Genomic DNA, 24,094 nt, shown 5'->3' with positions numbered 1-24,094 from the left:
GGGATACGGAAAATGTCAGAAGTTTCTTTTCCCGACTTCGAAAGACAGTTTTTTAATGCCGGGAATTCCGCCGGATGTAATTCCCTGAATAATCACATCGTATTGGCCGGTTTGGTCCGAAGTATAAAACTCGATTAATGCCTTTCCGGAAGCATCCGTTGTAACGTCGGGCGCCCAATGCAACAGATTCCGGAAATCGGGAATCCGGCTTGCAGCGTTGCCCGAATCGTATTTGGGCGAATAAAATTCTCTTTCCGCCTGGATTCCTTCGTATGGCGTAACGAAAACATTCGGATCAAGCTCAAAGCCCGCCAGGTCATTCTGGTAAGTTGAAAAACTAACAATTCCTGTAAAGGTTGCCGAACCAAGATAATAGCGTGCGTTCATGAGTTCGATCTTTTTTATTTTAAGCGGATCAAATTGCATGATTTTATCTGCACTAAAAATAGGAATTCCGTCCAGCAAAATCAAAGGGTCTGTTTTATAAAACGTGTTGGGCAGCAGCTTGTCCACCATTCGGAAATGGAATTCTTTCTGGCTTTTTCTTACAAGAACACCTCTTACGTATTCGCGGAGCACTTCTTCCATCGTTGGGAACCTTGTAAAATCATCGAGCATATACTTTTCATCCGGTACGCCGAAGAAGGCAAGCGAATCGCTTGACAATGCCTTAGGCTGTGTAAACACAGTTGGCTGAAATGCATTGGCCGTCTGCATGTTGATCGAACGTGTAAGCAATTGATTTTCCAGTGTTTTATCAAAATAAAAAGGCGGCAGCGTTACGGCTGAAAACTGCTTTGAAAACGGGCTGGCAACTTCGAAACGGTACGTGATATTCCGGCTTTGATCTGCCTGCAGTGTAATTTCTTTCGGCCCTGTAAATTTCCTGACTTCGAACATCACTTTGCCATCCTCGTCACTTTGCGCAGCGTACAGTCTGGCCGGGACGTCAAGCGCTGCCAGAAATGCCTCCACTCCTTTTACCGGCGAATCATCGGCTTTGTTAAGAATTTTTGCATGGATAAAATGGCCGTCATATTCCGGAAGAAACTCGGCCTGCACAGCCTGACTTACAAAAACGTTTTCCCACTTGAATTTTCGCCAGCCGTGCGTGAGCATCAGATTATCAAGCTGCTGATCCGTTTCTTTGGAAGTATTCTGAAAATAGTATTCAGGCGTTTCTACATTCCCGCGCAGGTCGGATGTTAGCCACAGATAACTCGAAATATCCTGCTGCGGCTGCGCATGAATGGAATCCGACAAGTAAATGGCAACGGACATATCTGTCATTTCAGGAGCGGCGGCTGCAACGTTTGCCGACAATTCCAAACTGACTTTTTCTCGGGTTATAAACGATTTATTTAACCGCGCTTCTATGGAAAGCTGTTTTTGAGGCCGTCGGAAATATAAGCGTTCGCAAACAGGTTTTGTTTTTTCGTTAAAAATAGTCAGATGTGAAATGCCTTCGCCGAATTTGTTTTTATCCAGAAGAAACACGGCGCGGCCCTTGTTCAGAAACTTTCTTTCGGCTACAAGGTTTGCCTGGCGCGTATGGCCGAGCAAATACACATATACCGGTTCGTCCGATTCCACATTTCCGGAAACGGTTATTTTTAAAATGTTACTCGTTGAATCGGTTACTTGCATGGCATAGCCCTGCTCTGCTGCAGCCGGCAGCGCATACTCATATTGCTGTCCTTTGCTGTCCGTAATGACTGCTTTATAACTGCCTTCCTGCGGCGTATGCATAAAAAACCCGATTCCGTTCTTTTGCGGGCTGAATGTCTGCAGCGTATCGTTCTGATTGTTCAACAGTACACCTTTGAAATTTATTCCGAGACCGTCCTGGCTTGTGGCGCGGAAAGCAACTTTGCTTTTGATGTTTCTAACCAGATGCCCGCCTTCAGGGAAAAACTGCAAATCATACTTTCCTTCTGCTTTTACAGTACGCCCGGGATCAAATCTTACAAACGGATTGACGATGGAAACAAATGTTTCATAATAGTAGCCAGGATCAAAATTCTTCATCCAGTTTGTATAGCAGCGGACTTTGTAAACGCCGCTCACCAAAGTAGACGGAATCAGAAGCGAGCCGTTTCCCTTGCCGCCTGAAAGGGCGAACTTGGTTTGTATCAATGCATTGTTTTCTGCATCGAGCACTTCAAAATAAGCCACTTTGCTCATATCCAGAAAACGATGCGACGAACCGCTTAGATTATACGCTTTGAACCATACGGTTTCCCCGATCAGATAAAACGGACGGTCCAGATGAACGTACATTTTTTCCTGGATCATGTTTCCCGTATAAAGCCCGAACCTTTGCTGAATGGATTTGACCATGGCATCATCCTGTGCAAATGCCTGAAAACAGCAGACAGAAATTACAAAACAGAGAAAAACAGCAATTCTAGCTTTCATGGCAATCGTTGTAAACAATGAACATATTTGCTTCAAGGCTTCTCTGGATCAAAACCTGAAATTGTAAGTAACGGTTGGAATGGGCTGGCCAAAAATCGACAGCTGGTACCCATTGACTTTCCCTCCAACGGTCTGAAAATAAACGGAAGTCGGATTTTTCCTGCCCAATAAATTATACACAGCGAATGTCCATGAACTGTGCGCCAGTTTTTTCACACGGTGGTTTCCTTCAATATTGATGGCAACGTCTGTTCTGTAATAATCCGGAATGCGGAACTGATTGCGATCTGCGTAATAAACCCGCTGTGCGCCATCAATCATGTATTTCCCGATCGGAGGCGTATACGGCCGGCCTGTACTGTACGTGAAATTGAACGAGAAGCTGAAACGGTGCGAAAACCGGTAGTTGGAAATCAGCGTCAGATCATGCGGCTTGTCGTAGTTGCTCGGGTAAAAATTACCGTCGTTCGGTGCATCGGGCGATTCGCGGTCAACAGCTCTCAAAAGTGTGCGTGCATACGTGTAACCAAGCCATCCGTTCAGCTTTCCGGTCATTTTCTTGATCATGAATTCAATTCCGTATGCTTTGGCTTTGGTCGTAATTACCGCAGCTTCAATGTTGTGGTTCATAATCAGGGAATCACCGCCTTTGTAATCCAGAAAGTTCTGGATGTTCTTGTAATATCCTTCCAGTGAAACTTCCACTTTATTGCCCCGCAGGTTTCTGTAAAGCCCCACGGAAATCTGATCACCGATCTGCGGCTTGATGTACGAATCGCTCAGTTTCCAGATATCAGTCGGAGAAACGGTCATGGTATTTGTGAGCAAATGAATGTACTGCCGTAAGGTATTGTAACTGACTTTCAAAGACAGGTTATCAAAAATGCTGTAACGTAACGAAGCACGAAACTCGGGGCCGCCGTAGGTTTTGATCTTTTTACCGGCTTCATACTTCTGAACGCCTTCCTGATAAATATAGTCGATCGGAAACCCCGGCAGATAGGTATTTACATTCCTTGGCCCCAGGTACTGAAAAAATGAATAACGGATTCCGGCGGTAATGGAAAGGCGCGGGCTTACTTCAAATTTATCTTCAATGTACAAGGCACTTTCGGTTCCCTGCTCGGGTTCCAGTTCATCGGGAACAATGAGCGACTCGGCTCCTTTTGGCTGGAAAGAGCCGGGATGTAATTTGTAGTAAGTCGTGCTGAAACCGAAGTCAACCGTATGTTTCGGATGCAGTATATAACTGAGGTCCGCCTTGAAGCTGGACTGGTTAATGTCAAATTTCAGGTCAAAGGAATTAAGCGGTAAACCTGCTGCGCCCATTGCGTACTGATATTTGCTGTGCGAAGCGGTAAAAACACTGTAAAGTTTTGCATTGAAAGTATGTTTCCACTTCAAGGAAGCCAGCTGGTTCTGATAAGTATAAAGCGTGTCGCCGTATAAACGGAAACGGTCGTCACTGATATATCCTGTCAGGAAAAGGCTGTTTTTTTCATTGATTTCATGACTTACATGCAAATTGACATCGTAAAATGAAGCCGAACTTTTGTTGAAATTCTCATTATCCAGCGTTTTGATAAGCCAGTTGGAATAAGTGGAACGGCCACCGATCAGAAAGGAGGTTTTGTCTTTTACAAGCGGTCCTTCTAGCGTAAGCCGGCCCGTTACCAACCCGATTCCGCCGGAAGCATTGAATTTTTTCTTGTTCCCGTCGCGGCTGTTGATGTCCAGTACCGAAGACAATCTTCCGCCGAACTTTGCAGGGATCGTGCTTTTATAAATTTCCACATCTTTCAGAACATCGGGATTGAATGCCGAAAAGAAGCCGAAAAGGTGGGACGGATTGTAAATAACTGCATCGTTGAACTGAATAAGATTCTGGTCCGTAGAACCTCCTCGTACGTTCAGGCCGGTACTGTTCTCTCCTACCGATTTGATGCCGGGCAGCGTAAGTACGGTTCTTAAAAGGTCCGTTTCTCCAAAAACCGTTGGGACCTGTTTGAGGTTTTTGATCGTCAGTTTTACAGTTCCCATCTGCGTTCCGACCACGTTTCGGTCCATTCCGGCTTTTACCGCTACTTCTTTCAATGCAATAACACTTTCACGCATTTCAACGTCCAGCTTTCCGTCGGAATAAAGTACAACCTGACGCCGGGTTTCACGCATACCGGTGCTTTTTATTCTGACCTGCTGCTTGCCGCGCGGGATAGTCAGCGAGTAAAATCCGAGCGCATCGGTGGAGACACCGATTGAAGGCGACTCGATGAAAACAGCAGCACCAATGACCGGCTCGCCGGTGACCGCATTGCGTACATACCCGGTTATGGTCGAATTTCCAGGCGTAATCCGGTGCTTTTTAATCCCGATTTCATGAATTTTGCTTTCAGCCGTTGACAGCAGCTTATCCTTCGCATCACTTTCCGGACCATAATAGGCAACTGCACTCGAATCATCCGCTTTGTCTGGTTCAAAAAGGCCCGGTGTAAGCTGCGTAATGATTCTTTTTTCCTGTGTGATGTAGACCCTTTTCTGCGCATCAATGGCATATTCAAATTCAGAGCCTTTGAAAACCTGATCCAGTACTTCGCGCACGGACAAATCCTTTACGTCAAGATCCAGCGTAAGGCTGTCGAAGCGGGCGGCATCGTAATAAAAATAGTAACCCGTCTGCGTTTCCACCTGATTTACAAAATCAGCAAAGCGTGCAGAATCGAGGCGCATGGTCAGCTTTTTTTCAGCAGTTTGCTGTGCAAATGTACTTGCAGAGAAAAAAAGTGAACAAAACAGAACGGTCAGAAGTAAAGTTATTTTCATAGCCTGGCTAGTTCGTCATAAGCTGCAACAATCCTGGCAATAGCCAGTTCGCGGTTCTTTTTGAAGCTGATCTTCTGATCTTTCAGTACTTTCCGCAGTTCTTTTTTATGTTCCGGAAACAGGTTGAAAACTGATTTTCTGGAATGGACCGCATTGTAGCGCCCGTCTTTACTGATATAAAAAAAGTCTTTCTGCGGAAAGAGCGCAGTTACTCTTTTTTCCTGAATCGTTTCCTGCCGCTGTTTGGACCGGCGGACAAGCGTGCGGGTTTTCCCATTGTATAAAATGTCATAAAATCCGGTCCGCATTTGTTCATTTATTTGCTTACCGGCTTCAAGCCTTTCAAAATGATGCCCGTTCACCTCGAAATAATCCGTTTTTTCAGATTGCAGCAGCAAATCATCGCCGTTGAAATGCTTGATAACCAACTCATCTTTAAAAATATCGTAAAGCATCGGAATGCTGTCGAATCGCTGGCCGTCGTAAAATATACTTCCCTTTTTCCATTTTCTGTCCTGAAAAAACTGGTGTTCTTCTGACTTGGAGTCATAGACGTAATATTGCCTTCCATTGTAAAGATTCTGCGATTGCGCAGTGGCCGCTTTGTACAATGCAACCGGATACGCTATCGTTTCCCTGACCGAAGATGCGTTTGTAAGTTCGTTCTGGCCAAAGGATTTCAAGGCAATACAAACCGACAGAATAAAGAAAGAAATAGATAAGCGCATGTATTGTGAAATTTTTGTTCAACACCATTAAAACAGATTTACTGGATGCAGTTCGGGGATGTCAATTAAAGTTGTGAGCATGAGTTACATACTTCATTTCAAAAATATTTATTTTATTCAGAATTAATAATTTAAATGTATTTACGGGATAATATAAATGTGATACGCATTCATACCTGTTCTTGCAGAATCTCCTACCTTTGACTTTTCATTTATTCACACATTCTCGTTTTTCAAACTTTTATGAAAATTTTAATTACTGGGGGCGCCGGATTTGTAGGATCTGCTTTGGCGATTTCTTTAAAAACGAATTACCCTGATTATCAGGTTTATGCACTTGACAATCTTAAAAGGCGCGGTTCCGAGCTGAACCTCAGCAGACTGAAAAAACACGGCGTCGAGTTTGTTCATGGCGATATACGCAATAAAGAAGATTTTGATGCGATTCCTGCGGTGGATACGGTCATAGAAGCTTCGGCGGAACCTTCGGTACTTGCCGGACTGGATGGGACGCCAGATTATCTGATCAATACAAACCTTGTCGGAACTGTCAACTGCCTGAATTATGCACTGAAACACAAAGCGGGCTTTATTTTTCTTTCCACAAGCCGGGTTTATCCGATAAAAACAATTGAAACGCTGAATTTCATTGAAGAAGAAACACGGTTTGCCCTGTCGGACGAGCAGCCGGTTGCGGGTGTTTCTGCCAAAGGAATTGCCGAAGACTTTCCGCTGAATGGCGCGCGTTCTTTGTACGGAACTACGAAACTTGCTTCGGAACTGATTATTCAGGAATACAATGAATTTTACAACCTGAAAACGGTGATTAACCGCTGCGGCGTCATTACCGGTCCGTGGCAAATGGGAAAAGTAGATCAGGGCGTGATGGTGTTATGGATTGCCAAACATTATTTTGAACAGCAACTTGGTTACTTCGGTTACGGCGGTACCGGAAAGCAGATCAGAGATATGCTGCATGTTGCCGATCTGTACCGTCTGATTGACTGGCAGCTCCACAATCTGGATCAGGTTAACGGAGAAATCCTTAATGCCGGCGGCGGTCTGGAAAGCAGTGCTTCTTTACAGGAACTCACCGGAATCTGTCAGGAAGTAACCGGCAAAACCATTCCGATCAAAGTTGTTCCGGAAAACCGTACTGCGGATATACGTCTTTATGTTACCGATAACAGTAAGGTTACAGCACTTACAGGCTGGAAACCGCAGATTGGCATCCGGCAGATTGTTGAGGAAATTACAGCATGGCTGGCTGAAAACGAAAAAGAGCTTGCCCCGATTCTGAAATAAGTAGCTTTTAGCTTTTAGCTTTTAGCTTTTAGCTTTTAGCTTTTAGCTTTTAGCTTTTAAAGGAAAAATCGTTTGATGAAGACTAAGTTTCAAAAACTTGTAGTTTCAAATGGTTCTTTGTAATTACTTGACTGATTTTATAAAACGGTTATGGAAAGGACATGAAAATCATCGAATGTCCGCGGGATGCATGGCAGGGCTTTCCGCATTTTATTCCGACGGAGAAAAAAGCCGCTTACCTTAATCAATTGCTGAAAGTCGGATTTCACACGATTGATTTCGGAAGCTTTGTTTCGCCTAAAGCAATGCCACAGGTAAGCGATACGGCCCGGTTGCTGGATCATCTGGACCTTTCAGGAACTGATTCCCGGCTGCTCGCCATTGTTGCCAATGAACGGGGCGCCATGGAAGCCTGCCGCTTTGGGCAGATTCAGGTTCTGGGCTATCCTTTTTCAATTTCGGAAACGTTTCAGCTGCGGAATGCAAATGCTACGGTCCGGCAATCTTTTGAGAAAACCCGAAGCATCGCAGCATTGTGCACGGAAAATGGCAAAGAACTTGTGATTTACATTTCCATGGGATTTGGCAATCCTTACGGTGATTTCTGGAATGTAGCCTATACGCTGGATAAAATACATGAACTTGCCGAATTGGGAATTACAAAATTCTCTCTTGCCGATACAATCGGGATTGCCCGGGAAGATGATATTCACGCCCTGTTTTCACAACTTATTGCAGCTTATCCAAATCTGGAATTCGGTGCCCATTTTCATTCCAAGCCTGGCAACTGGAGACAAAAAATAAATGCCGCATATACCGCAGGCTGCCGGCGTTTTGACGGCGTGCTGCTCGGCTATGGCGGCTGTCCGATGGCGCAGGATGAGCTTGTAGGAAACATCCCGACCGAGCATCTGATTGCCTTTGCTGACGAAAAAAAAGAGCTTCTGAAAATCAATTCAGAAGCTCTTGTAAATGCCCGGGAATTGTTCCTGCGGTTAGTATCGGCGTATGCTCAGGGTTAAATTAAATATTAGCTTGCAATTTCAGGCAAATTTTCTTTTTACAATTGCCAGCAATGCAGATACGGCTTCCCCATTTACATCCCATGCATACTTGGATGCATACCGGTGCCAGATCAGATTTTGCGCTTCTTCAAAACTCTTGACCATATCCAGTTCGTAAATTGCTTTTTCAAAATGCTCGCTGTTTTTGTTAAAAAGCTGATTTACGAACATAAAACGCTGGCCCAAAGGAATGGAACCGGCAATACTTTCTACTTTAACAGGAACATTTCCGTAGGATTTGTCTTCGGTCGGCTTTGGAATATCAACTTTGAAACGATTGTTCAACGAATCCCTTTCCGGCGTGCTTGTCTTGGAAACGATCTCGCTGATAACGGCAGAAACCGGCTCGGCGCGGGAAGGCCCGGGCTTAGCAGATGAAGGTTCCAGTTCATTCAGAGCAGAATCAAAAAAGGATTTGGATTCATTCTTTATATTGGACTGGACCGGTTTCCCGATTTCTTTCGGCCTGAGTTCATTCAGATTGATCGGGAATATATCAGAAAACTGCAACACATAAGGTTCTGTATCGTCCAGCAAATCCGGATTGGCCTTGATTTCATATAACCAGCTTACGGCCTGTGTCTGATAAACGGAAACGGAGCCGCTGTCGGTAAGACGGCCAAGCATTGCTTCTGCAATTCCTTTATGGATATGTGTATATTTTAACAGCTGCTCCGCTTTTTCATGTGTAAATTCAGAATCCGGCGTAGCCCTGATTTTTTCTTCAAAATAGGCAATGGGTGTAAGCAGCAATTTCAGGGATTCCTTTACAGAATCGGTCAGCAAAGGTTCAAGATCCTGACGTTTTACAGCAATATGTTGCGAGGCCGTGTTCATAAATGCCTCAAGAGCTTCCCTTACTTCTTCATTCGCATAATCAAAATACGGACTCCGAAATGTTTCCGCATTGTTTTTCCATTCTTCAAACAACCTGTTTAAAATCCCCAGATTTACTTGTCTGACCGGCGTAAGTTTCAGCAAACCCGCTCCGGTAATTATATCCTGCGTCCGGTATACTTCATTTAAAACAGTGGTAGTAAACCTCGCGGCATATTGGTTAAGTGCATTTACGTTTAAATTATCCGGCATAACGAATATGAGCTTTTGATAACGATTGTGTTTAAAGAAAATATGTTTGATTTGTAAAGATAAAGAAAAATGACTGTTCAGAAGGTCAGTATTGTATCAAACATGTTTATAGAACCATTACACAGAAAAGAAAATATTAACCCCCGAACCGGCTGGATCGAAGTAATTTGCGGTTCCATGTTCTCCGGGAAAACCGAGGAATTGATCCGCAGGCTTAACCGCGCCAAAATCGCACGTCAGAAAATACAGATTTTTAAACCTGCTCTCGATAAACGCTATCATGAAGAGAACATTGTTTCGCACAACGACAATTCCATACGCTCCGTTCCTGTTCATGCCTCTTCCGAAATAATGACACTTGCCAAAAACAGTGAAGTCATTGGCATTGATGAAGTACAGTTTTTTGATGAAGCCATTGTGGAAGTCTGCAATGAACTGGCAAATACCGGAAAGCGCGTGATTTTGGCCGGACTGGATATGGATTATACCGGAAAGCCGTTCGGATGCATGCCGCAGCTCATGGCCATTGCCGAATTTGTGACCAAGGTGCATGCGATATGCATGGTCTGCGGCGAAGTTGCATCTTACTCCTACCGCCTTTCGCCTTCCAGTGAAAGGGTATTGCTGGGCGAAACCGATTTTTACGAAGCCCGCTGCCGGCGCTGTTTCAATCTTGGAGAGAACGCGTGATTACCTTTTGAGTACAAAAACAAAAAGGCCGCCATGAACATGGCGGCCTTCGATATATTTTGACAGATTAAACTTTACACGTTCACCTGATTCATTACTTCTGTTTGCTTGCGAATGGATTCCATGTGAACAAGCTTGAAAAGTTCGTCAACAAGGTTCGGATACAGATTCATGCTTTTTCCCCAACCGGCACGCGTTTCCAGTACTTCACGGAAACGATCCACCTGATAAGCAGCAACGTTATTGTCACGTTTGTATTCGGCAAGCTTTTCAACGAAAGTCATCCGTGCAGCAAGTGTTTCCAGCAATTCGCGGTCAAGGTTGTCTATTTTTCCACGGATGATTTCCAATTGAGACTGGTAATCGCTTCCATATGATTCCTTGCGGACATGCAGGTCATGCAGCATCTGGCTCAGGGAAGCGGGTGTTAACTGCTGGGAAGCATCCGACCACGCCTTGTCCGGATCGCGGTGCGATTCGATGATCAGACCGTCGTAATGCAAGTCCAGTGCGCGTTGTGCCAGTTCATACAAATAGGCGCGTTTCCCTGCCATATGGCTTGGATCACCGATGACAGGCAATTCAGGGAAAATAGTCTTTAATTCAATGGCAATGTTCCACATCGGAGAATTTCGGAACTTGGTTTCCTGCGCATTTGAAAATCCGCGGTGGATTGCACCCAGTTTTTTTACACCCGCCTGATTCAGACGTTCCAGGGCGCCAACCCATAACTGAAGGTCAGGGTTTACCGGATTTTTTACAAGAACAGGAACATCAATTCCTTTCAGGGCATCAGCAAGTTCCTGAACATTGAACGGGTTCACAGTTGTACGCGCACCAAGCCAGAGAATATCCACTCCGTATTTCAATGCCAGTTCAATATGCTGCGGCGTTGCTACTTCAACCGCCACGGGCAATCCTGTCTGTTTTTTAACAGCCTGCAGCCATGGCAAAGCTGCTTCACCCATGCCTTCAAAGCTACCCGGACGAGTCCTCGGCTTCCAGATTCCGGCACGGATCACATGCGCAAAGCCTTCTTCCTTGATCTGGGTTGCGGTTTCCAACATTTGTTCTTCGGTCTCTGCACTGCAAGGCCCGGCGATTACCAAAGGCTTACCTTCGGTATTGATCCAACTGCTTAACGGAAGGATATCTAAAGAAGCATTCATATTCAAAAACTGTCCTTAATAAAAATTGATAACTGTAATATTTTGATCCGGTATTATGTGTATTTCTGGGATTGACCGTACATTTGATATCTAAAAGCAAAAACTTCAAGTGCCTTTTAATTTCTTATTGTGATTACCTATTACAACAAAAACTCACGTAAGAAAAACTTTCAATAAAATGACATATCTCTCACCAAAAGACCATATCCCTGTATTTTTCGAAGACACTTCCGTCGCTTTTGCATCCAAATCGGACGACAGTCTCAGGAAAACCTACTGGTTGTTCAGCCTTATGAATCAGGCTCGAGTGGTAAATTTAGGCACTTTTTTTATAAAGCTTGCACTAAAACTCAACTTACCCATAAAAAATCTTATCCGCATCACTATTTTTGAACAATTCTGTGGTGGTGAGACGATTAACGATTGTGATGATACCATTGCAATGCTTGGCAACTCAGGCATCGGGACCATACTGGATTATTCCGTTGAAGGAGAAGAAAGTGAAACCAGCTTTGAAACAACCGCAGCGGAAATCCTGAAAACCATTGACAAGGCTTCTGTATCGGATACCATTCCGTTTTCTGTATTCAAGGTTACAGGCATTGCCTCGGCGGAACTTCTGGAAAAAATTCAGCGGGACGAGCACCTGTCAGAGCAGGAACAAAATGCATATACGCTGGTCAGGCAACGCATCGAACGGCTCTGCAGGTATGCCAGAGAGAAAGATGTACGCATTTTTATTGATGCTGAAGAAAGCTGGATACAGGGCGTTATCGATGATCTTGCCTACGAAATGATGCAGAAATACAATAAGGAGAAAGCAATCGTTTACAATACTTATCAGCTTTACCGCCACGAAACGCTGGATGCATTGAAAACGGCTTTTCTGATGGCACGCCAGAAAGGTTATTTCCTTGGCGGAAAGCTGGTCAGAGGTGCATATATGGAAAAAGAGCAGCTAAGGGCGAGGGAAAATGAGTATTTTAACCCGATTCATGCTACCAAAGAGGCTACGGACAAAGATTACAATTCCGCCATTGATTTCTGTCTGGATCATCTTGAGCATATTTCCATATGCCTCGGCACACATAATGAGTACAGCTCTCAGTATTGCGCATTGAAAATGAAAAAATTGCGAATCAGTCAGAATGACAACCGGATCTGGTTTGCGCAGTTGCTCGGTATGAGTGATAATATTTCCTTCAATCTTGCCAAAGCCGGGTACAATGTTGCCAAATACGTGCCTTATGGTCCGATTGATGCCGTATTGCCTTATCTGATTCGCCGTGCGGAAGAAAATACATCTATTGCGGGCCAGAGCAGCCGTGAGTTTTTGCTGGTTAAAAGTGAATTGAAGCGGAGGAGAAGTGGTTCTTTATAGCTATCTTATTACTTTCGCGTTATTAAATTTCAATTGTTTATAAAACAGAATGAATCAATCCAGAAATCCGGCCCCGTTTTTACTTCTGAGTTTACTGCTTATCATTATAGATCAGGCATCAAAGCTCTTGGTTCATTACTATATGGAACCCGGGTTTTCAGGTCAGATTTCACTGATCGGAAACTGGATGAAACTTCATTATGTGCTTAATCCGGGCATGGCTTTCGGCATGCAGCTCGGGCACGAATACGGCAAGCTGTTTCTAACGCTTTTCCGTCTGATCGCCATGTTTGCAATTGGCTGGTATCTTGTACATCTTGCCCGATCTGGTGCTACAAAGGGCTTGCTCTGGGCACTTACCCTGATCCTTGCCGGCGCTGTCGGAAACGTTATTGACAGTACTTTTTATGGTGTTCTGTTAAACAACGCGCCATATGGCTCTCCGACACCCTGGTTTCACGGACAGGTTATCGATATGATTTTTGTTGATTTCTGGGAAGGATTTATTCCGGACTGGGTTCCGGTCTGGGGCGGGCAATATTACTCCACCCCGATTTTCAACATTGCCGATTCCTGTATTTTCATTGGTGTATGCAGCATCCTGATCTTTCAGGGCAGCTTCCAGTCAGCGGGAAGCCATTCTGAACAGGAAGATTATAACAAACATAAGGATGAAATTTTGCAGGATGAATCCCAGCAGATAACAGCCGCAGATGACCAGATCAATCCTTCCCCGATTTCGACCCCTGCCATAGAAAACCAAAGTGATGAAAACAAAAAAGAGAGCCTGTAAGCTCTCTTTTTACCTTAATTATCATCCTTGGTCAGCGGAATAAAATCCTTGAATGCCTTTTTGATCGCGGTATCCGTCGCTTCTTTTTTATTTTCCCAGTTCGCATCCAGTTCCAGCGCAACCAAACCGCTCAGGTTCATCAATGATTTGAATTCATCCAGTTTACGGATAAAGTCCGGCTGGCGTCTTGCCGATTTCTGTGAATATTCCCTTGCAAATACATCTCCTTTGTTCTGCAGTTCATTCTTTTTCTGCATTACATAGTTGAACCGGTCGAGCAGCCCGTTAACGGATTTACCGATTACTTCGGTTGCTTCCAGCGTTCCAACCGTTGCCACCGTTGTTCCTCCGATTGTAGTTATATAACCTCTTACATTCTGATCCGTTGCCACAACCGGGGCCAGGCCCGTCGTTGCACCAAGCGAAGCATTCAATAGAGAACGGCTTCTTTTGCCTTTTTTAGCTTTGGAATATGCCTTTTTCAATTCTCCTTCTTTCTCCGTCATTTGTTCCAGAAGCCCCCAGGCATTTACCAGAGCACCACGGTACAAATTATAAACATAGTTGTCACGAACGCTTTCATCCACTGTATTCTTGATTACAAAGTGAACAGTACGTTCTTTTTTATTCTGCGCTTTATCCAGAACATAAAAAGTGATGTTAAAAGCCAGTGTATCAAACGGATCTTTAACAAAATTATAGCCGGGTTCCCAAATAAATTCATAGCTCGTAGCCGTATTCTTCACCAGAGCTTCGGAAGGCACTTTCTTGTTTTCGGAAATAAAGTTGAATGTCACGATATCATCCTCTCCATTTGGATCAGATAATGTAAATCTCAGGTTGATCCGGTTGTTTTCAGCACTGTAAATAACCGAATTCTGCGGAATGATCGTAAAATCAGGCGCAAGGTCCATTTGTGTAATATCCAGCTTCAGACGGCCTTTTGTCCGTTCCTTTGACGGCTGGTCTTCCACATAGAACTCCATGTATTTCGGGCCTTTTTTAAGCATACTAAACTGCGCAAATGAAGGTTCCCAGGTAATTTCTCCGGCAGCAGTCATTTTCATTGCTTCGGGCATTTCTTCCAGGATGGGAACAAATACAAATGGATCGCCGTCCGGGTCCCGGATTGCGCCCATATCTATTTTGTATACGTTCTGCGTTTTATACTGCACATAAAAAGGTTGAAGCTCATCTATCTGAGGAGGACGGTTTACATGCATTACTTTAAGCACAACTTCGCGTGAAGCACTTTCACCGGAAGAAGTTTGTGCCTCGAACACAATCGGGAATGATTTCGAAGTATTGATACGGTCCGCTATATCAAAGGAAGGTGTCCACACAAAATGTCCCGCTGAATCAAAATTCATTTCCTTGACCTGTCCGCTGCTGATGCTGTAAGTAACGGAATCGCTTTTTCCACCTTTCGTCTGTAAATGGAAATTGATTTCCTTTCCTTCCTGCAATACATTCCAGTCGGTTTCGGCCGGGACAATAATCTGTAAAGGGCTGGCAACAGAACTTTTCATACTATCCTGTCCCTGAACCTTGGTAAACAAAAAAAATGTGGTCAGAAGTATCAGTATTTTATGAAGGTGTTTGATAATCATAACGCAAAAAATATAATTAATTCTAAGGGTGAAGAATATTTGATCTTAACGCAAAACTAACAAATCCTATATAAAAGCATTGTGAATACTTGAAAATTGAAATATGTCCCAGAAACGATTCGGCATGAAAAGAAATGCTTCCTGCCAAATCCAGACCCAACCTATACTCAAATCACTACAAAGCAAAAATACCGGAGAACAGTCATTAAACAGACTGCTCTCCGGTATTTTAAGTTCAATACGCCTTTGTTATTTTTTCTTGGGCGTGGTTGTCGATGTGGCCGGAGCCGTTGTTGCCGGAGTAGTTGCTGGCTTTGCCGGTGCCGTTGCTGCCGGTGCTGCTGCCTCCACTTTGTCAGGATCTACGCCCAGTTTCCTCAGGATCAGATTGGTTGCATTGTTTTCTTCCGATGCTGCAAACAAAATGATCGGTGTTGTTCCTTGTCCTGCATCCATGTTCAGGATGTAAAGGAAACCGCTTTCTTTACCAACTTCCTGAATGGCATTGTTCACTTTTGTCAGGATCGGTTCCAGAAGTTGTTGTTGCTTGGTTTGCAGGGAAGTCTGTGCGTTGTTCTGCATTTCCTGAATTCTGGTCTGCAAGTTCTGCAATTCCTTTTCTTTATCTGCACGGATTACGTCAGTCATGTTCGCACCGTTTTTTTGGTACGCTTCATATTTCTCCTGTGCTTCTTTATATGTCTCTCCTAACGCTTTGTCCAACTGTGCCTTTGTAACTTCCAGCTGATTCTGCATTACTTTGCTTTCGGGAAGTTTGCTGATTACATAATCAACATTGGTATAACCGATTTTTGTAAGTCCGCTTGCAGGGGTTGTTTGAGCTAAAAGAGGAGTTGTGACAATGGCCATCAAGACCATAAAAGCTATCAATCGTTGTTTCATTGCTTTGTTACTTATTTAAGTTTACTGGTTCTACTTTTTTGTTTTGGTGAGTTCTGTGTTGGTGTTGGTACTTTCGTCTGTGTCTGTTCCGGCTCATCTGTTCTGCTTGCCTTTTCTTCATTTCCGGACTTGTTGTTCTTGGGATCAATTCCCAGTTCTTCCATTACGTAATCCGAATAATCGTGTTTGGGATTGGTGTAGAGCATGCCGATGTCACTGGATTTATCAAACATAAAGTCAAGACGCCGCTGGCTGCAAACCTTCGTTACTGCTCTCTGCACTTTTTCAAGAACCGGTTTCATCAGTTCTTTTTTCTTCTGGAAAAGTAAACCCTCCATCCCAAAGATTTTACTGTTGTATTCTCCGGCTTCGAGTTCTTTTTCCTTTATTTCGTTTTGCCTTGTTCTTTTCAGATCTTCCGTCAACAAAATTTCTTCGGCCATATAAGCCCGCTGCATCCGGTCTATTTCAGCAAATTTGTCCTGAATCTCTTTTGCCCATTTTTCGGAAAATTTCTTCATTTCCGTTTGGGCCAACTGATACTCAGGCATTTTACTGGTTATAAATTCCATGTCGGTATAACCAATTTTCTGCGCCCATGACGCTGATCCACATAGAATTGACAAAACTAGTAAAATAAAAAACTTCTTCATGGCAGAGAGGTAACAATTTGCAAACTTCTTAACGAAACTTCTGGCTCAGATATTATCTGATCTGTTGTCCAATGGTGAAATGGAACTGAGGACCGCTTCGTTTCGGCTCGCCTTGTATTCTGTCAAATCCGTATCCCCAGTCAATTCCCAACAGACCAAATGCAGGCATAAAAATACGTGCACCCACACCGGCAGAACGCTTAAGATCAAACGGGTTAAACTCCTTATATGTTCCCCAGTTGTTACCGCCTTCGGCAAATCCGAGAATAAATATGGTTGCCTGCGGGTTCAGTGAAACCGGATAGCGAAGTTCCATTACGTACTTGTTATAAACAATACCGCCACCAGATGCCGGATAACCGTTTGCTGCCAATGGACCCACTTTCTGATCCTGATAACCGCGAAGACCAATGATATCCTGATCAGCCAGCGAGAACGAACCCTGACCGGCAAGTCCGGAACCACCCACAATAAAACGTCCAAACGGACTGTATCCTACTTTGTCGCCGTACGCACCGAGAAAACCCATGTGCGTACGTGCACTTAACACCAGTTTTCCGGTAATTGTAGCGTAGTAACTGGCATCAAACATCCATTTATGGTATTCAACCCAGCGGTAAGTATCGGTTTTATCCACAAAATTCTTTTTTCTTAAAGCAGAATAAGGCGGCGTAAATGTTCCGCTCAACGAAATGTTGCTTCCGCTTCTCGGAAACTGAAAATCACTTAGTGTATTTCTTGAAATGGTGGTATTGAATGAAATATTGTTCGACACACCGTTACTGTATCCAATTCTGAATATGTCCAGATCGTCCAGCCTGTATCGCTGATACGAAAGCGAGTGCGTCATCACCAGGTTACGATCCGGTTCTTTTAGACGACGGCCAAGCGATAATGTAATCCCGTTATTGAAGTAGCCGCCACGATAGTTCAGGCCTCTACTGCCGCCATTCAGTCCCTGCGTATAAAACTGATTGTAATCCGTCATTCTGTAAACAGTCCGCTGCAGAGAAACGCCGAAGTTGATCGGTTTTTTTCCTCCAAGCCACGGCTCACTGAACGAAAGTGAATAAGTCTGGTATTGCTTTCCGTTTGCCTGAAAACGCAATGAAAGTTTTTGTCCATCGCCGGAAGGCAAAGGTCTCCATGTTTCGCGGTTCGGGATGTTTTTCAAAGAAAAGTTATTGAATACCAAACCAAGCGTTCCTACAAAACCGATGTATCCGCCCCATCCACCGGACAATTCAATCTGGTCAGAAGGCTTTTCCTCTACGGTATATTCAATATCAACCGTTCCATCGGCCTGGTTCGGGATCGGATTGATCTGGATTTTCTCAGGATCAAAATAGCCCATCTGGGATAACTGACGCTGCGTATTGATGATCTCCGTTTTGCTGAATTTTTGTCCCGGCAATGTAAAAAGTTCTCTTAATACAACGCGGTCGCTTGTTTTGGTATTTCCGTTCAGCAGAATGCGGTTGATTGTTGCCTGTTTTCCTTCAAACATTCTGAGTTCAACATCAATCGAATCACCCTCAACGGCTTTTTCAGTCGGCTCAATCCGGAAATACAAATAACCGTCATCCATATAAATAGAGCTCACATCCGCTCCGGGAATGCCGTTGATTTTTTTGTCAAGTTCTTCCGGATTGTAAACATCCCCTTTTTTGATACCGAGCCTTTCACCCAGATATTTGGACGTATAAAGGTAATTTCCGGACCAGGTTATATCGCGGTAAAAGTATTTGGAACCTTCATCCACTTTCAGGTCAATGCTAATCGTTTCGTCACCGTTCCGGATCGAATCAAATTCTATTATAGCATCACGATAGCCGTTTTTGCGGTAATAAGCGATGAGCTTTTCCTTGTCTTCATCGTATTTTTTGGGAATGTATTTGGAAGGATTAAAAAGGCGGCCGATCCTTTTCTGCTTCGTTCCTTTCATCTTGCGTTTAAGTATTTTATCACTTATCGCCGTATTTCCCTCAATATTGATTTGCTCGATTTTTACCTTTTTGCCTTTAGTTATCGTAAAGTTCAGCGTTGCCTGCCCTCTTGTCGAATCCGGAATCTGCAGCACCTTTACTTTGGTGTTGTAAAAACCTTTATCCATATAGTATTTCTTGATGACAAGCTGGGTATTTTTGATGACTGTCGGCGTTATAACCCGGCCTTTGATCAGCTTTACCTTGTCATTCAGCGTTTCCCTTTCTCCTTTGCGTATTCCCGAAAAAGACACTTTGTAAAGCCTTGGCCTTTCCTTGATATGAATGTTAAGCCATACCTTTTCCTCCTGAATTTTGGTAGCCAGAATCTCCACATCATCCAGTGTTCCGAAATCCATCATACGCTTGATGGATGAAGTTACGGCCGGGCCCGGAATTCTTATTTTGTCACCCGGTTTCAGTCCTGAAATGGAAACCATGGAATTCGGATCCAGAAACTGGGTTCCAGAAACCGTTACTTCCGCTATGGTATATTCCTTGGGATTTACCGGATCAATTCCCATATTGGCCACCGGCGCAGCAGGCTTTGGTGAAGCGCCCAGGCCAACACGCTGTGCATGTGCCGAAAAGCAGCAGCAAAGCATCAACACGGCCAGAGTACCTTTAAGATGTGTTAATGGTTTATTCAAATTTTTCACAAAGTTCATATTGTTCTACTTGGCACTGTTTTCTTTTATTTGTTCACCCGTCTTCCCAAAACGCCGTTCTCTGTTCTGATAGGACAAAATTGCTTCATATAAGTGTTCACGCCTGAAGTCGGGCCAGAAAAGATCTTCGTAAAAATACAGTTCGGCGTAAGCAAGCTGCCACAGCAGGAAGTTGCTGATTCTGTGGTCTCCGCCAGTGCGCAGCATCAGATCCACTTCCGGACGCTCCTTGGTTGAAAGGTTTGCTGCTACAATATCTTCGTTAATTTCTTCCGGCAGTAAAATCCCTTTCCGAACATCCTCCGCAATCTTTTTCGCAGCCTTTGTAATGTCCCATTTGCCACTGTAACCCAATGCAAGAATCAGATTAAGGCCCGTGTTATGCTGTGTGGCATCAATGGCTTCTTTCAATTGTTTCTGACAACTACGCGGCAGACTTTCCGTATCTCCGATGGTATCCAGTTTCACATTGTTTTTGAGCATGGTAGGAAGCTCGTTCCGGATCGATTGAACCAGCAACTCCATCAAAGCCCTTACTTCAAACTCGGGACGTGCCCAGTTTTCGGTAGAAAACGCATAGAGTGTCAAAAATGAAACTCCAAGTTCTGCACAACCTTCCGTTACTTCTCTTACAGCCTTGATCGCATTGCGATGGCCGAATATGCGCGCTGCTCCCTGGTTTTTGGCCCATCTTCCGTTACCGTCCATGATAACGGCGATGTGCTTTGGCAGATTGCCCGTATCAATGAGCTCCTTCATTATTCCTGACCCCTTTAACCTTTTTTAACAAACAATTGAACAATATTTCAGGCTTTTACCAATTCTGAGGAATTTTTATCACAATGGCATTTCAGGAATCACTTTGTCTCTCACCGATACGCAGTCTGAACCCATTTTGTTACGGAATCCAGGAAAATTCCAGCAATCCAAGTGCACTGAATAACCTTAAACCTTCTGATGAACAGTAGATTAACCTTAAAATTATAATGGAATTTAAAATCAGGGCGCAATTTAGGAATAAGTATTACGGCATCAAAATCATTATTTTCAAGCTGAAGATCCTGTAACCGAATTAATTATCAAGAAGATGACGGATGGCTTCGCTGTAAGTACTGCCGCTGGCAAGCTGGGATGCCCGCCGGTCGCGCATAATAACCATAAACTTGCCGTTAAAATGCTTTTGAATCTCTTTGATATGATGTGAATTGACGATTCCTGCACGACTAATGCGCAAGTAATGCTGCGGCAGTTTTTCTTCCAGCGAAGTAAGCGTATAATTCAGCAGATATTTCTGTCCATCGAGCGTATTCAAGAAAACATATTTTTCTTCGGCTTCAAAATGCGTGATTTCCGTTAGCGGAATAAGCAGAATTCGGTCGCCTGTTTTTACGGAAAGTGAAAATATCTCTTTTTTAGGCTTCATTTCTTCCAGTAACCGGATCAGATTTTCCGAATACGGATTCACGTTTCCGTTTGCATTGATTCCGGCATTGATAATGTTCCTAATTTTATCAATGGTTTTGATCAGCCGGTCATTTTCCACCGGTTTTAACAAATAGTCTACGGAATTTTCTTCAAAAGCCCGGATTGCATACTGATCGTAAGCCGTTGAAAATACGACCAAAGGCATTTTGGTCAGCTTGGAAAGCATTTCAAATCCGTTCAGCAGCGGCATTTCAATATCCAGAAATATAATATCCGGATCAAACCTGTTGATCTCGATCAATCCTTCTGCTCCGTTTTTTGCTTCCGATACAATATAAAAAACGGCTGCATGTTTTTCCAGCAATCTGCGCAGGCGGCTCAGTGCAAGCGGTTCGTCATCAATCAGTATGGTTTTTAACGGAAAGTTCATGATCAGTTCAGAGATGAGTCGATTGCGGTTTTCAGAATAGAAATATTGACGGATTTGTAAGGATCATTGTGCAGTTCAAGCCTGGCATTTTCACCATAAAGCAGTTTCAGCTTGTCCTGAATGCTTTTGATCCCATAACCGGCCCCCATATTTTCGGGAAATGCCGGCCCGTTGTCACTGACGCAAAGATGCAGCCAATTGTCTTTTTCGTAAATCTTCACAACAATATATCCCTGTTCGGCCATTTTCGAAATGCCGTGCTTGATTGCGTTTTCGACAATGGGCTGCAAGATAAACTTTGGAACCTGTAAAACTTTCAGCGCTGCATCGGTTACTTCCACATTGAATTTCAACCTGTCACCAAACCTTACCTTTTCCACTTTCAGATAAGTATCCACCATTTCCAGCTCGTTTTCTATGGTGTCAAAATAATCATTTGTCTTGCGGCCAGTTGTGTATCTGAAAAGTTTGGATAATAACAAAGTCATTTCCTCGGCCTTTTCCGGATCATCGTGAACAAGGCTTGCAATGCTGTTTAGTGAATTGTACAGAAAGTGCGGATTGATCCTGGCCTGCAATGCATCGAGTTCCGCGCGGGTTTTCAGCTTTTCAAGGTTCAGCAGCTGATATTCCTGATCGGAAATTTTTCTTGAAATCTGCTTTCCGGCACGGCTGAAATAATAAAATGTATTGGCCACGATAATGGCGCCCCACATATACCAGTACCACGGCGCATTCTGTGCGGCTTCGTTCGGGTACATAATCCGGTAATTACGGACAAGATTGATGCCAAAGAAGAAATAGATTGCAATACTCAGCGCATTATTCAGGATCAGAATGGCAACGGAAAGAATCAGATGCTTGATGTAAACCTTGTCAACAAGCATATCCAGCCACAGGGTGAATTGCTGGGTAAACAAAATCGTAAATACACCGGCTATGATATTCTGCGAAACCAGATATTGGTATAACTTGATCCTTACCGGTTCGTGTGTGTAATAAATCTCTGCGGTAAAAAAAGCAATGGCATTGATCCCGTACAATATGATTGCACCCAGCACAATGGCGATCAGCGTTCCGATCCAGCCCTGATTCTGTATGGCACCGATCAGATTGAAATCTATCTTGTTCAAAGGTTTCTGATGCGAAGTAAAGCTGAAATTCGCTCCTTCCACTCTGGCTTGCGACAGATCCACATCCGACAAACTGCTGAAACTCAGGTCTGCGTTTCTGAGATCCGTGTTCCGGAACGTAGTCCGGTCCAGTGCTGAAAAACGAAGTTTGGCATTCCTGAGATTGGCGCCATCGAAGTTGATATCCTTTAAACTGGAAAAACTGAAATCTGCATTTTCCAGATCCATGTTACTGAAATCCCGTCCGTCCAGTGAAGAGGCCTTCATACGCAACCGCTTTGTTCCTTTGTTCTCCATTTTATACTGATAAAGCGTTACTTATTAACACGACATCCGGGCTCATTTCGGTTCTTGTCAAAGACACATTCAGGAAAGTATCTTATTGTTATTTTTTACGGGTTTGAAAGGATTTAAAAACAAAAAGGCTTCATAACTGACAGCATCTGTGCTTTTTTACACAAACCTATCAGCTATGAAGCCTGCAATGGAATCATTTCCGACGAACTGCAGGTTTCACCGGAATGAACCTGTTTTCTTTCGGAGTGAAAGCATATGCTTTTTTATAGTTCTTCGACCATAATATCTTTCCAGCGTACTTTTATTCCGCCTCCGTCATGAATCTGCAAGGCAATGGAACCATTGGCAGCACCAATTTTTTCATCATTGAAGTCGACCATTTCGTTTCCGTTCAGCCAGGTTTGTACCTTGTCGCCGTTCACGCGGATGCGCAAAGTATTCCATTCGCCCATTTTCAGAAAGCCTTCTTTTTCGTCCGGAATTTTAACCAGCCATTCGCGTCCGTACGATTCGTAAACACCGCCGGTATCGTGATTTGGTGGTGCAACTTCCACTTGCCATCCTGAAACTTTTGTTCCGTCCACGGTCGATCTGAAAAATACGCCGCTGTTACCGTTTGCTTCCTGCAGGAATTTCAGGGAAAGGTCAAAGTTCTTGTAGAACTTCTCGGTAGTCAGATAACCGTATTTCTTATCCGGACCGCTTTCGCAAACCAGTTCGCCATCTTTTACGTACCATTTTTCGGTACCGTTGATTTTCCAGCCTTTCAGGTCTTTTCCGTTAAACAGCTTTACCGGTTTTTTTTCAGGACCGACGGCTGGTTCCTTTACTGCAAGGAAAGCAGAATTGATAAAAAAGACGGAAGCACAAACGACAATCAATTGCCTCAATTTTAACATAACTTTTTTGGGATTAGGATTAAAAAATTCAGGTCAGAAATTCTGCCAGGATAGATTTTACATTAGTTTTACAGAAACTAACTAATTGGAAAGCTATGAAAAAAAACCATTGCATAGAGCGCTATCTGACATTTTTTTTAATTGCTGTCCTGTTTTCAGGAGCTCTTTTTTCCTGTACAGAAGATGATGATGACCGGATAAAACCCAAAACGCTGACGGATGTAATTCTGGAAAACGAGCAGTTCAGCATTCTGCGCGACGTTATGCTTTATGCAGAAATGAGCGATGCTTTGAGGACGGATGAGTTAACGGTTTTTGCGCCCAATAACAATTCATTCGGGAAAGCCGGCATTTTCAGTTCAGATGCAGTGACCCGGTTACCGAAAGATTCTGTACGTTCATTTCTGCGGAGCCATATCATACCAAAACAAAGGCTCAGCTTTTCACAGCTTACGCCCGGCTCTCAGGTTTCATTGAATAGAAACACCTTGTCAATCACCAGAATGGACAGCACGCTTTCCGTCAACAAATCGGATATTATAATCAGAAATGTGAATGCGGCCAACGGCATAATCCATGTTATTGACAGTGTAGTGGTCAGGTATTAAAAAGACAGGCCGGACTGAAAAATCAA

The 24,094-nt window shown here is 43.7% G+C and carries 19 protein-coding genes; 6 read left to right on the top strand and 13 right to left on the bottom strand.

Going from position 1 to position 24,094, the window contains the following annotated elements:
- Positions 1 to 15: 15 nt before the first annotated feature.
- The 3 genes from FEM55_RS18125 to FEM55_RS18115 are packed head-to-tail and all read right to left on the bottom strand — an operon-like array spanning position 16 to position 5,966.
- Positions 16 to 2,418: a hypothetical protein gene (locus FEM55_RS18125; protein ID WP_229209324.1), complete on the bottom strand. Its 2,403-nt coding sequence runs from the start codon at positions 2,416 to 2,418 to the stop codon at positions 16 to 18.
- Between the two features lie 48 nt (positions 2,419 to 2,466).
- Positions 2,467 to 5,238, bottom strand: a complete 2,772-nt coding sequence (locus FEM55_RS18120) for a TonB-dependent receptor (RefSeq protein WP_138282806.1) — start codon at positions 5,236 to 5,238, stop codon at positions 2,467 to 2,469.
- Entirely contained in the window at positions 5,235 to 5,966 is a 732-nt protein-coding gene (locus tag FEM55_RS18115; RefSeq protein WP_229209323.1) for a hypothetical protein, read from the bottom strand. Before FEM55_RS18115 ends, FEM55_RS18120 begins: the two co-directional genes overlap by 4 nt.
- A gap of 243 nt (positions 5,967 to 6,209) precedes the next feature.
- Here FEM55_RS18115 and FEM55_RS18110 point away from each other — a divergent pair, with 243 nt between their 5' ends.
- Together FEM55_RS18110 and FEM55_RS18105 are read left to right on the top strand one after the other, a co-directional pair.
- Positions 6,210 to 7,271: an NAD-dependent epimerase/dehydratase family protein gene (locus FEM55_RS18110; RefSeq protein ID WP_138282805.1), complete on the top strand. Its 1,062-nt coding sequence runs from the start codon at positions 6,210 to 6,212 to the stop codon at positions 7,269 to 7,271.
- Positions 7,272 to 7,432: 161 nt separating this feature from the next.
- A complete protein-coding gene (locus FEM55_RS18105; RefSeq protein ID WP_138282804.1) occupies positions 7,433 to 8,293 on the top strand; it encodes a hydroxymethylglutaryl-CoA lyase-like TIM-barrel protein in 861 nt (286 codons plus the stop codon).
- Positions 8,294 to 8,314: 21 nt separating this feature from the next.
- Here the strand turns inward: FEM55_RS18105 and FEM55_RS18100 are convergent, their stop codons facing one another.
- Positions 8,315 to 9,424, bottom strand: a complete 1,110-nt coding sequence (locus tag FEM55_RS18100; RefSeq protein WP_138282803.1) for a DUF8457 domain-containing protein — start codon at positions 9,422 to 9,424, stop codon at positions 8,315 to 8,317.
- 102 nt (positions 9,425 to 9,526) lie between these two features.
- On the opposite strand from FEM55_RS18100, the gene FEM55_RS18095 reads away from it, so the two are divergent.
- Positions 9,527 to 10,114 carry a thymidine kinase gene (locus FEM55_RS18095; protein ID WP_138282802.1) on the top strand — a complete coding sequence of 196 codons (588 nt, stop codon included), beginning with the start codon at positions 9,527 to 9,529 and terminating at the stop codon, positions 10,112 to 10,114.
- Positions 10,115 to 10,188: 74 nt separating this feature from the next.
- On the opposite strand, the gene FEM55_RS18090 is transcribed toward FEM55_RS18095, so the two are convergent.
- Entirely contained in the window at positions 10,189 to 11,283 is a 1,095-nt protein-coding gene (locus tag FEM55_RS18090) for a chorismate mutase (protein WP_138282801.1), read from the bottom strand.
- Positions 11,284 to 11,461: 178 nt separating this feature from the next.
- On the opposite strand from FEM55_RS18090, the gene FEM55_RS18085 reads away from it, so the two are divergent.
- Positions 11,462 to 12,664, top strand: coding sequence for a proline dehydrogenase family protein (locus tag FEM55_RS18085; RefSeq protein WP_138282800.1), 1,203 nt, complete (start codon positions 11,462 to 11,464; stop codon positions 12,662 to 12,664).
- 49 nt (positions 12,665 to 12,713) lie between these two features.
- Positions 12,714 to 13,457, top strand: coding sequence for a lipoprotein signal peptidase (locus tag FEM55_RS18080; RefSeq protein ID WP_138282799.1), 744 nt, complete (start codon positions 12,714 to 12,716; stop codon positions 13,455 to 13,457).
- Positions 13,458 to 13,471: 14 nt separating this feature from the next.
- On the opposite strand, the gene FEM55_RS18075 is transcribed toward FEM55_RS18080, so the two are convergent.
- From FEM55_RS18075 to FEM55_RS18040, 8 genes are all read right to left on the bottom strand, one after another.
- Positions 13,472 to 15,067, bottom strand: a complete 1,596-nt coding sequence (locus tag FEM55_RS18075; RefSeq protein WP_138282798.1) for a hypothetical protein — start codon at positions 15,065 to 15,067, stop codon at positions 13,472 to 13,474.
- A 249-nt stretch (positions 15,068 to 15,316) separates the two neighbouring features.
- A complete protein-coding gene (locus FEM55_RS18070) occupies positions 15,317 to 15,970 on the bottom strand; it encodes an OmpH/Skp family outer membrane protein (protein WP_138282797.1) in 654 nt (217 codons plus the stop codon).
- Positions 15,971 to 15,981: 11 nt separating this feature from the next.
- Positions 15,982 to 16,623 carry an OmpH/Skp family outer membrane protein gene (locus FEM55_RS18065; RefSeq protein WP_138282796.1) on the bottom strand — a complete coding sequence of 214 codons (642 nt, stop codon included), beginning with the start codon at positions 16,621 to 16,623 and terminating at the stop codon, positions 15,982 to 15,984.
- Between the two features lie 52 nt (positions 16,624 to 16,675).
- Positions 16,676 to 19,276, bottom strand: a complete 2,601-nt coding sequence (gene bamA / locus FEM55_RS18060; RefSeq protein ID WP_138282795.1) for an outer membrane protein assembly factor BamA — start codon at positions 19,274 to 19,276, stop codon at positions 16,676 to 16,678.
- 6 nt (positions 19,277 to 19,282) lie between these two features.
- Positions 19,283 to 20,035: an undecaprenyl pyrophosphate synthase gene (gene uppS, locus FEM55_RS18055; RefSeq protein ID WP_138282794.1), complete on the bottom strand. Its 753-nt coding sequence runs from the start codon at positions 20,033 to 20,035 to the stop codon at positions 19,283 to 19,285.
- Positions 20,036 to 20,348: 313 nt separating this feature from the next.
- Positions 20,349 to 21,131, bottom strand: coding sequence for a LytR/AlgR family response regulator transcription factor (locus FEM55_RS18050; protein ID WP_138282793.1), 783 nt, complete (start codon positions 21,129 to 21,131; stop codon positions 20,349 to 20,351).
- 2 nt (positions 21,132 to 21,133) lie between these two features.
- Entirely contained in the window at positions 21,134 to 22,531 is a 1,398-nt protein-coding gene (locus FEM55_RS18045) for a histidine kinase (protein WP_229209322.1), read from the bottom strand.
- A gap of 293 nt (positions 22,532 to 22,824) precedes the next feature.
- Complete coding sequence (locus FEM55_RS18040) at positions 22,825 to 23,460, bottom strand: 3-keto-disaccharide hydrolase (protein WP_138282791.1); 636 nt, start codon at positions 23,458 to 23,460, stop codon at positions 22,825 to 22,827.
- 95 nt (positions 23,461 to 23,555) lie between these two features.
- Here FEM55_RS18040 and FEM55_RS18035 point away from each other — a divergent pair, with 95 nt between their 5' ends.
- Positions 23,556 to 24,068 carry a fasciclin domain-containing protein gene (locus tag FEM55_RS18035; protein ID WP_138282790.1) on the top strand — a complete coding sequence of 171 codons (513 nt, stop codon included), beginning with the start codon at positions 23,556 to 23,558 and terminating at the stop codon, positions 24,066 to 24,068.
- Positions 24,069 to 24,094: the final 26 nt, after the last annotated feature.

Origin of the sequence: Dyadobacter sediminis, from assembly GCF_005860765.1 — a bacterium.
GTDB lineage: Bacteria > Bacteroidota > Bacteroidia > Cytophagales > Spirosomataceae > Dyadobacter > Dyadobacter sediminis.
Note: the sequence above shows the minus strand (reverse complement) of the source record. Positions and strands in the feature narration are given on the sequence as shown.

Excerpts from the sequence above, each read along its gene's own strand:
- FEM55_RS18125 (WP_229209324.1), bottom strand. The coding sequence starts at position 2,418 with ATGAAAGCTAGAATTGCTGTTTTTCTCTGTTTTGTAATTTCTGTCTGC.
- FEM55_RS18120 (WP_138282806.1), bottom strand. The coding sequence starts at position 5,238 with ATGAAAATAACTTTACTTCTGACCGTTCTGTTTTGTTCACTTTTTTTC.
- FEM55_RS18115 (WP_229209323.1), bottom strand. The coding sequence starts at position 5,966 with ATGCGCTTATCTATTTCTTTCTTTATTCTGTCGGTTTGTATTGCCTTG.
- FEM55_RS18110 (WP_138282805.1), top strand. The coding sequence starts at position 6,210 with ATGAAAATTTTAATTACTGGGGGCGCCGGATTTGTAGGATCTGCTTTG.
- FEM55_RS18105 (WP_138282804.1), top strand. The coding sequence starts at position 7,433 with ATGAAAATCATCGAATGTCCGCGGGATGCATGGCAGGGCTTTCCGCAT.
- FEM55_RS18100 (WP_138282803.1), bottom strand. The coding sequence starts at position 9,424 with ATGCCGGATAATTTAAACGTAAATGCACTTAACCAATATGCCGCGAGG.
- FEM55_RS18095 (WP_138282802.1), top strand. The coding sequence starts at position 9,527 with ATGTTTATAGAACCATTACACAGAAAAGAAAATATTAACCCCCGAACC.
- FEM55_RS18090 (WP_138282801.1), bottom strand. The coding sequence starts at position 11,283 with ATGAATGCTTCTTTAGATATCCTTCCGTTAAGCAGTTGGATCAATACC.
- FEM55_RS18085 (WP_138282800.1), top strand. The coding sequence starts at position 11,462 with ATGACATATCTCTCACCAAAAGACCATATCCCTGTATTTTTCGAAGAC.
- FEM55_RS18080 (WP_138282799.1), top strand. The coding sequence starts at position 12,714 with ATGAATCAATCCAGAAATCCGGCCCCGTTTTTACTTCTGAGTTTACTG.
- FEM55_RS18075 (WP_138282798.1), bottom strand. The coding sequence starts at position 15,067 with ATGATTATCAAACACCTTCATAAAATACTGATACTTCTGACCACATTT.
- FEM55_RS18070 (WP_138282797.1), bottom strand. The coding sequence starts at position 15,970 with ATGAAACAACGATTGATAGCTTTTATGGTCTTGATGGCCATTGTCACA.
- FEM55_RS18065 (WP_138282796.1), bottom strand. The coding sequence starts at position 16,623 with ATGAAGAAGTTTTTTATTTTACTAGTTTTGTCAATTCTATGTGGATCA.
- bamA (WP_138282795.1), bottom strand. The coding sequence starts at position 19,276 with ATGAACTTTGTGAAAAATTTGAATAAACCATTAACACATCTTAAAGGT.
- uppS (WP_138282794.1), bottom strand. The coding sequence starts at position 20,035 with ATGAAGGAGCTCATTGATACGGGCAATCTGCCAAAGCACATCGCCGTT.
- FEM55_RS18050 (WP_138282793.1), bottom strand. The coding sequence starts at position 21,131 with ATGAACTTTCCGTTAAAAACCATACTGATTGATGACGAACCGCTTGCA.
- FEM55_RS18045 (WP_229209322.1), bottom strand. The coding sequence starts at position 22,531 with ATGAAGGCCTCTTCACTGGACGGACGGGATTTCAGTAACATGGATCTG.
- FEM55_RS18040 (WP_138282791.1), bottom strand. The coding sequence starts at position 23,460 with ATGTTAAAATTGAGGCAATTGATTGTCGTTTGTGCTTCCGTCTTTTTT.
- FEM55_RS18035 (WP_138282790.1), top strand. The coding sequence starts at position 23,556 with ATGAAAAAAAACCATTGCATAGAGCGCTATCTGACATTTTTTTTAATT.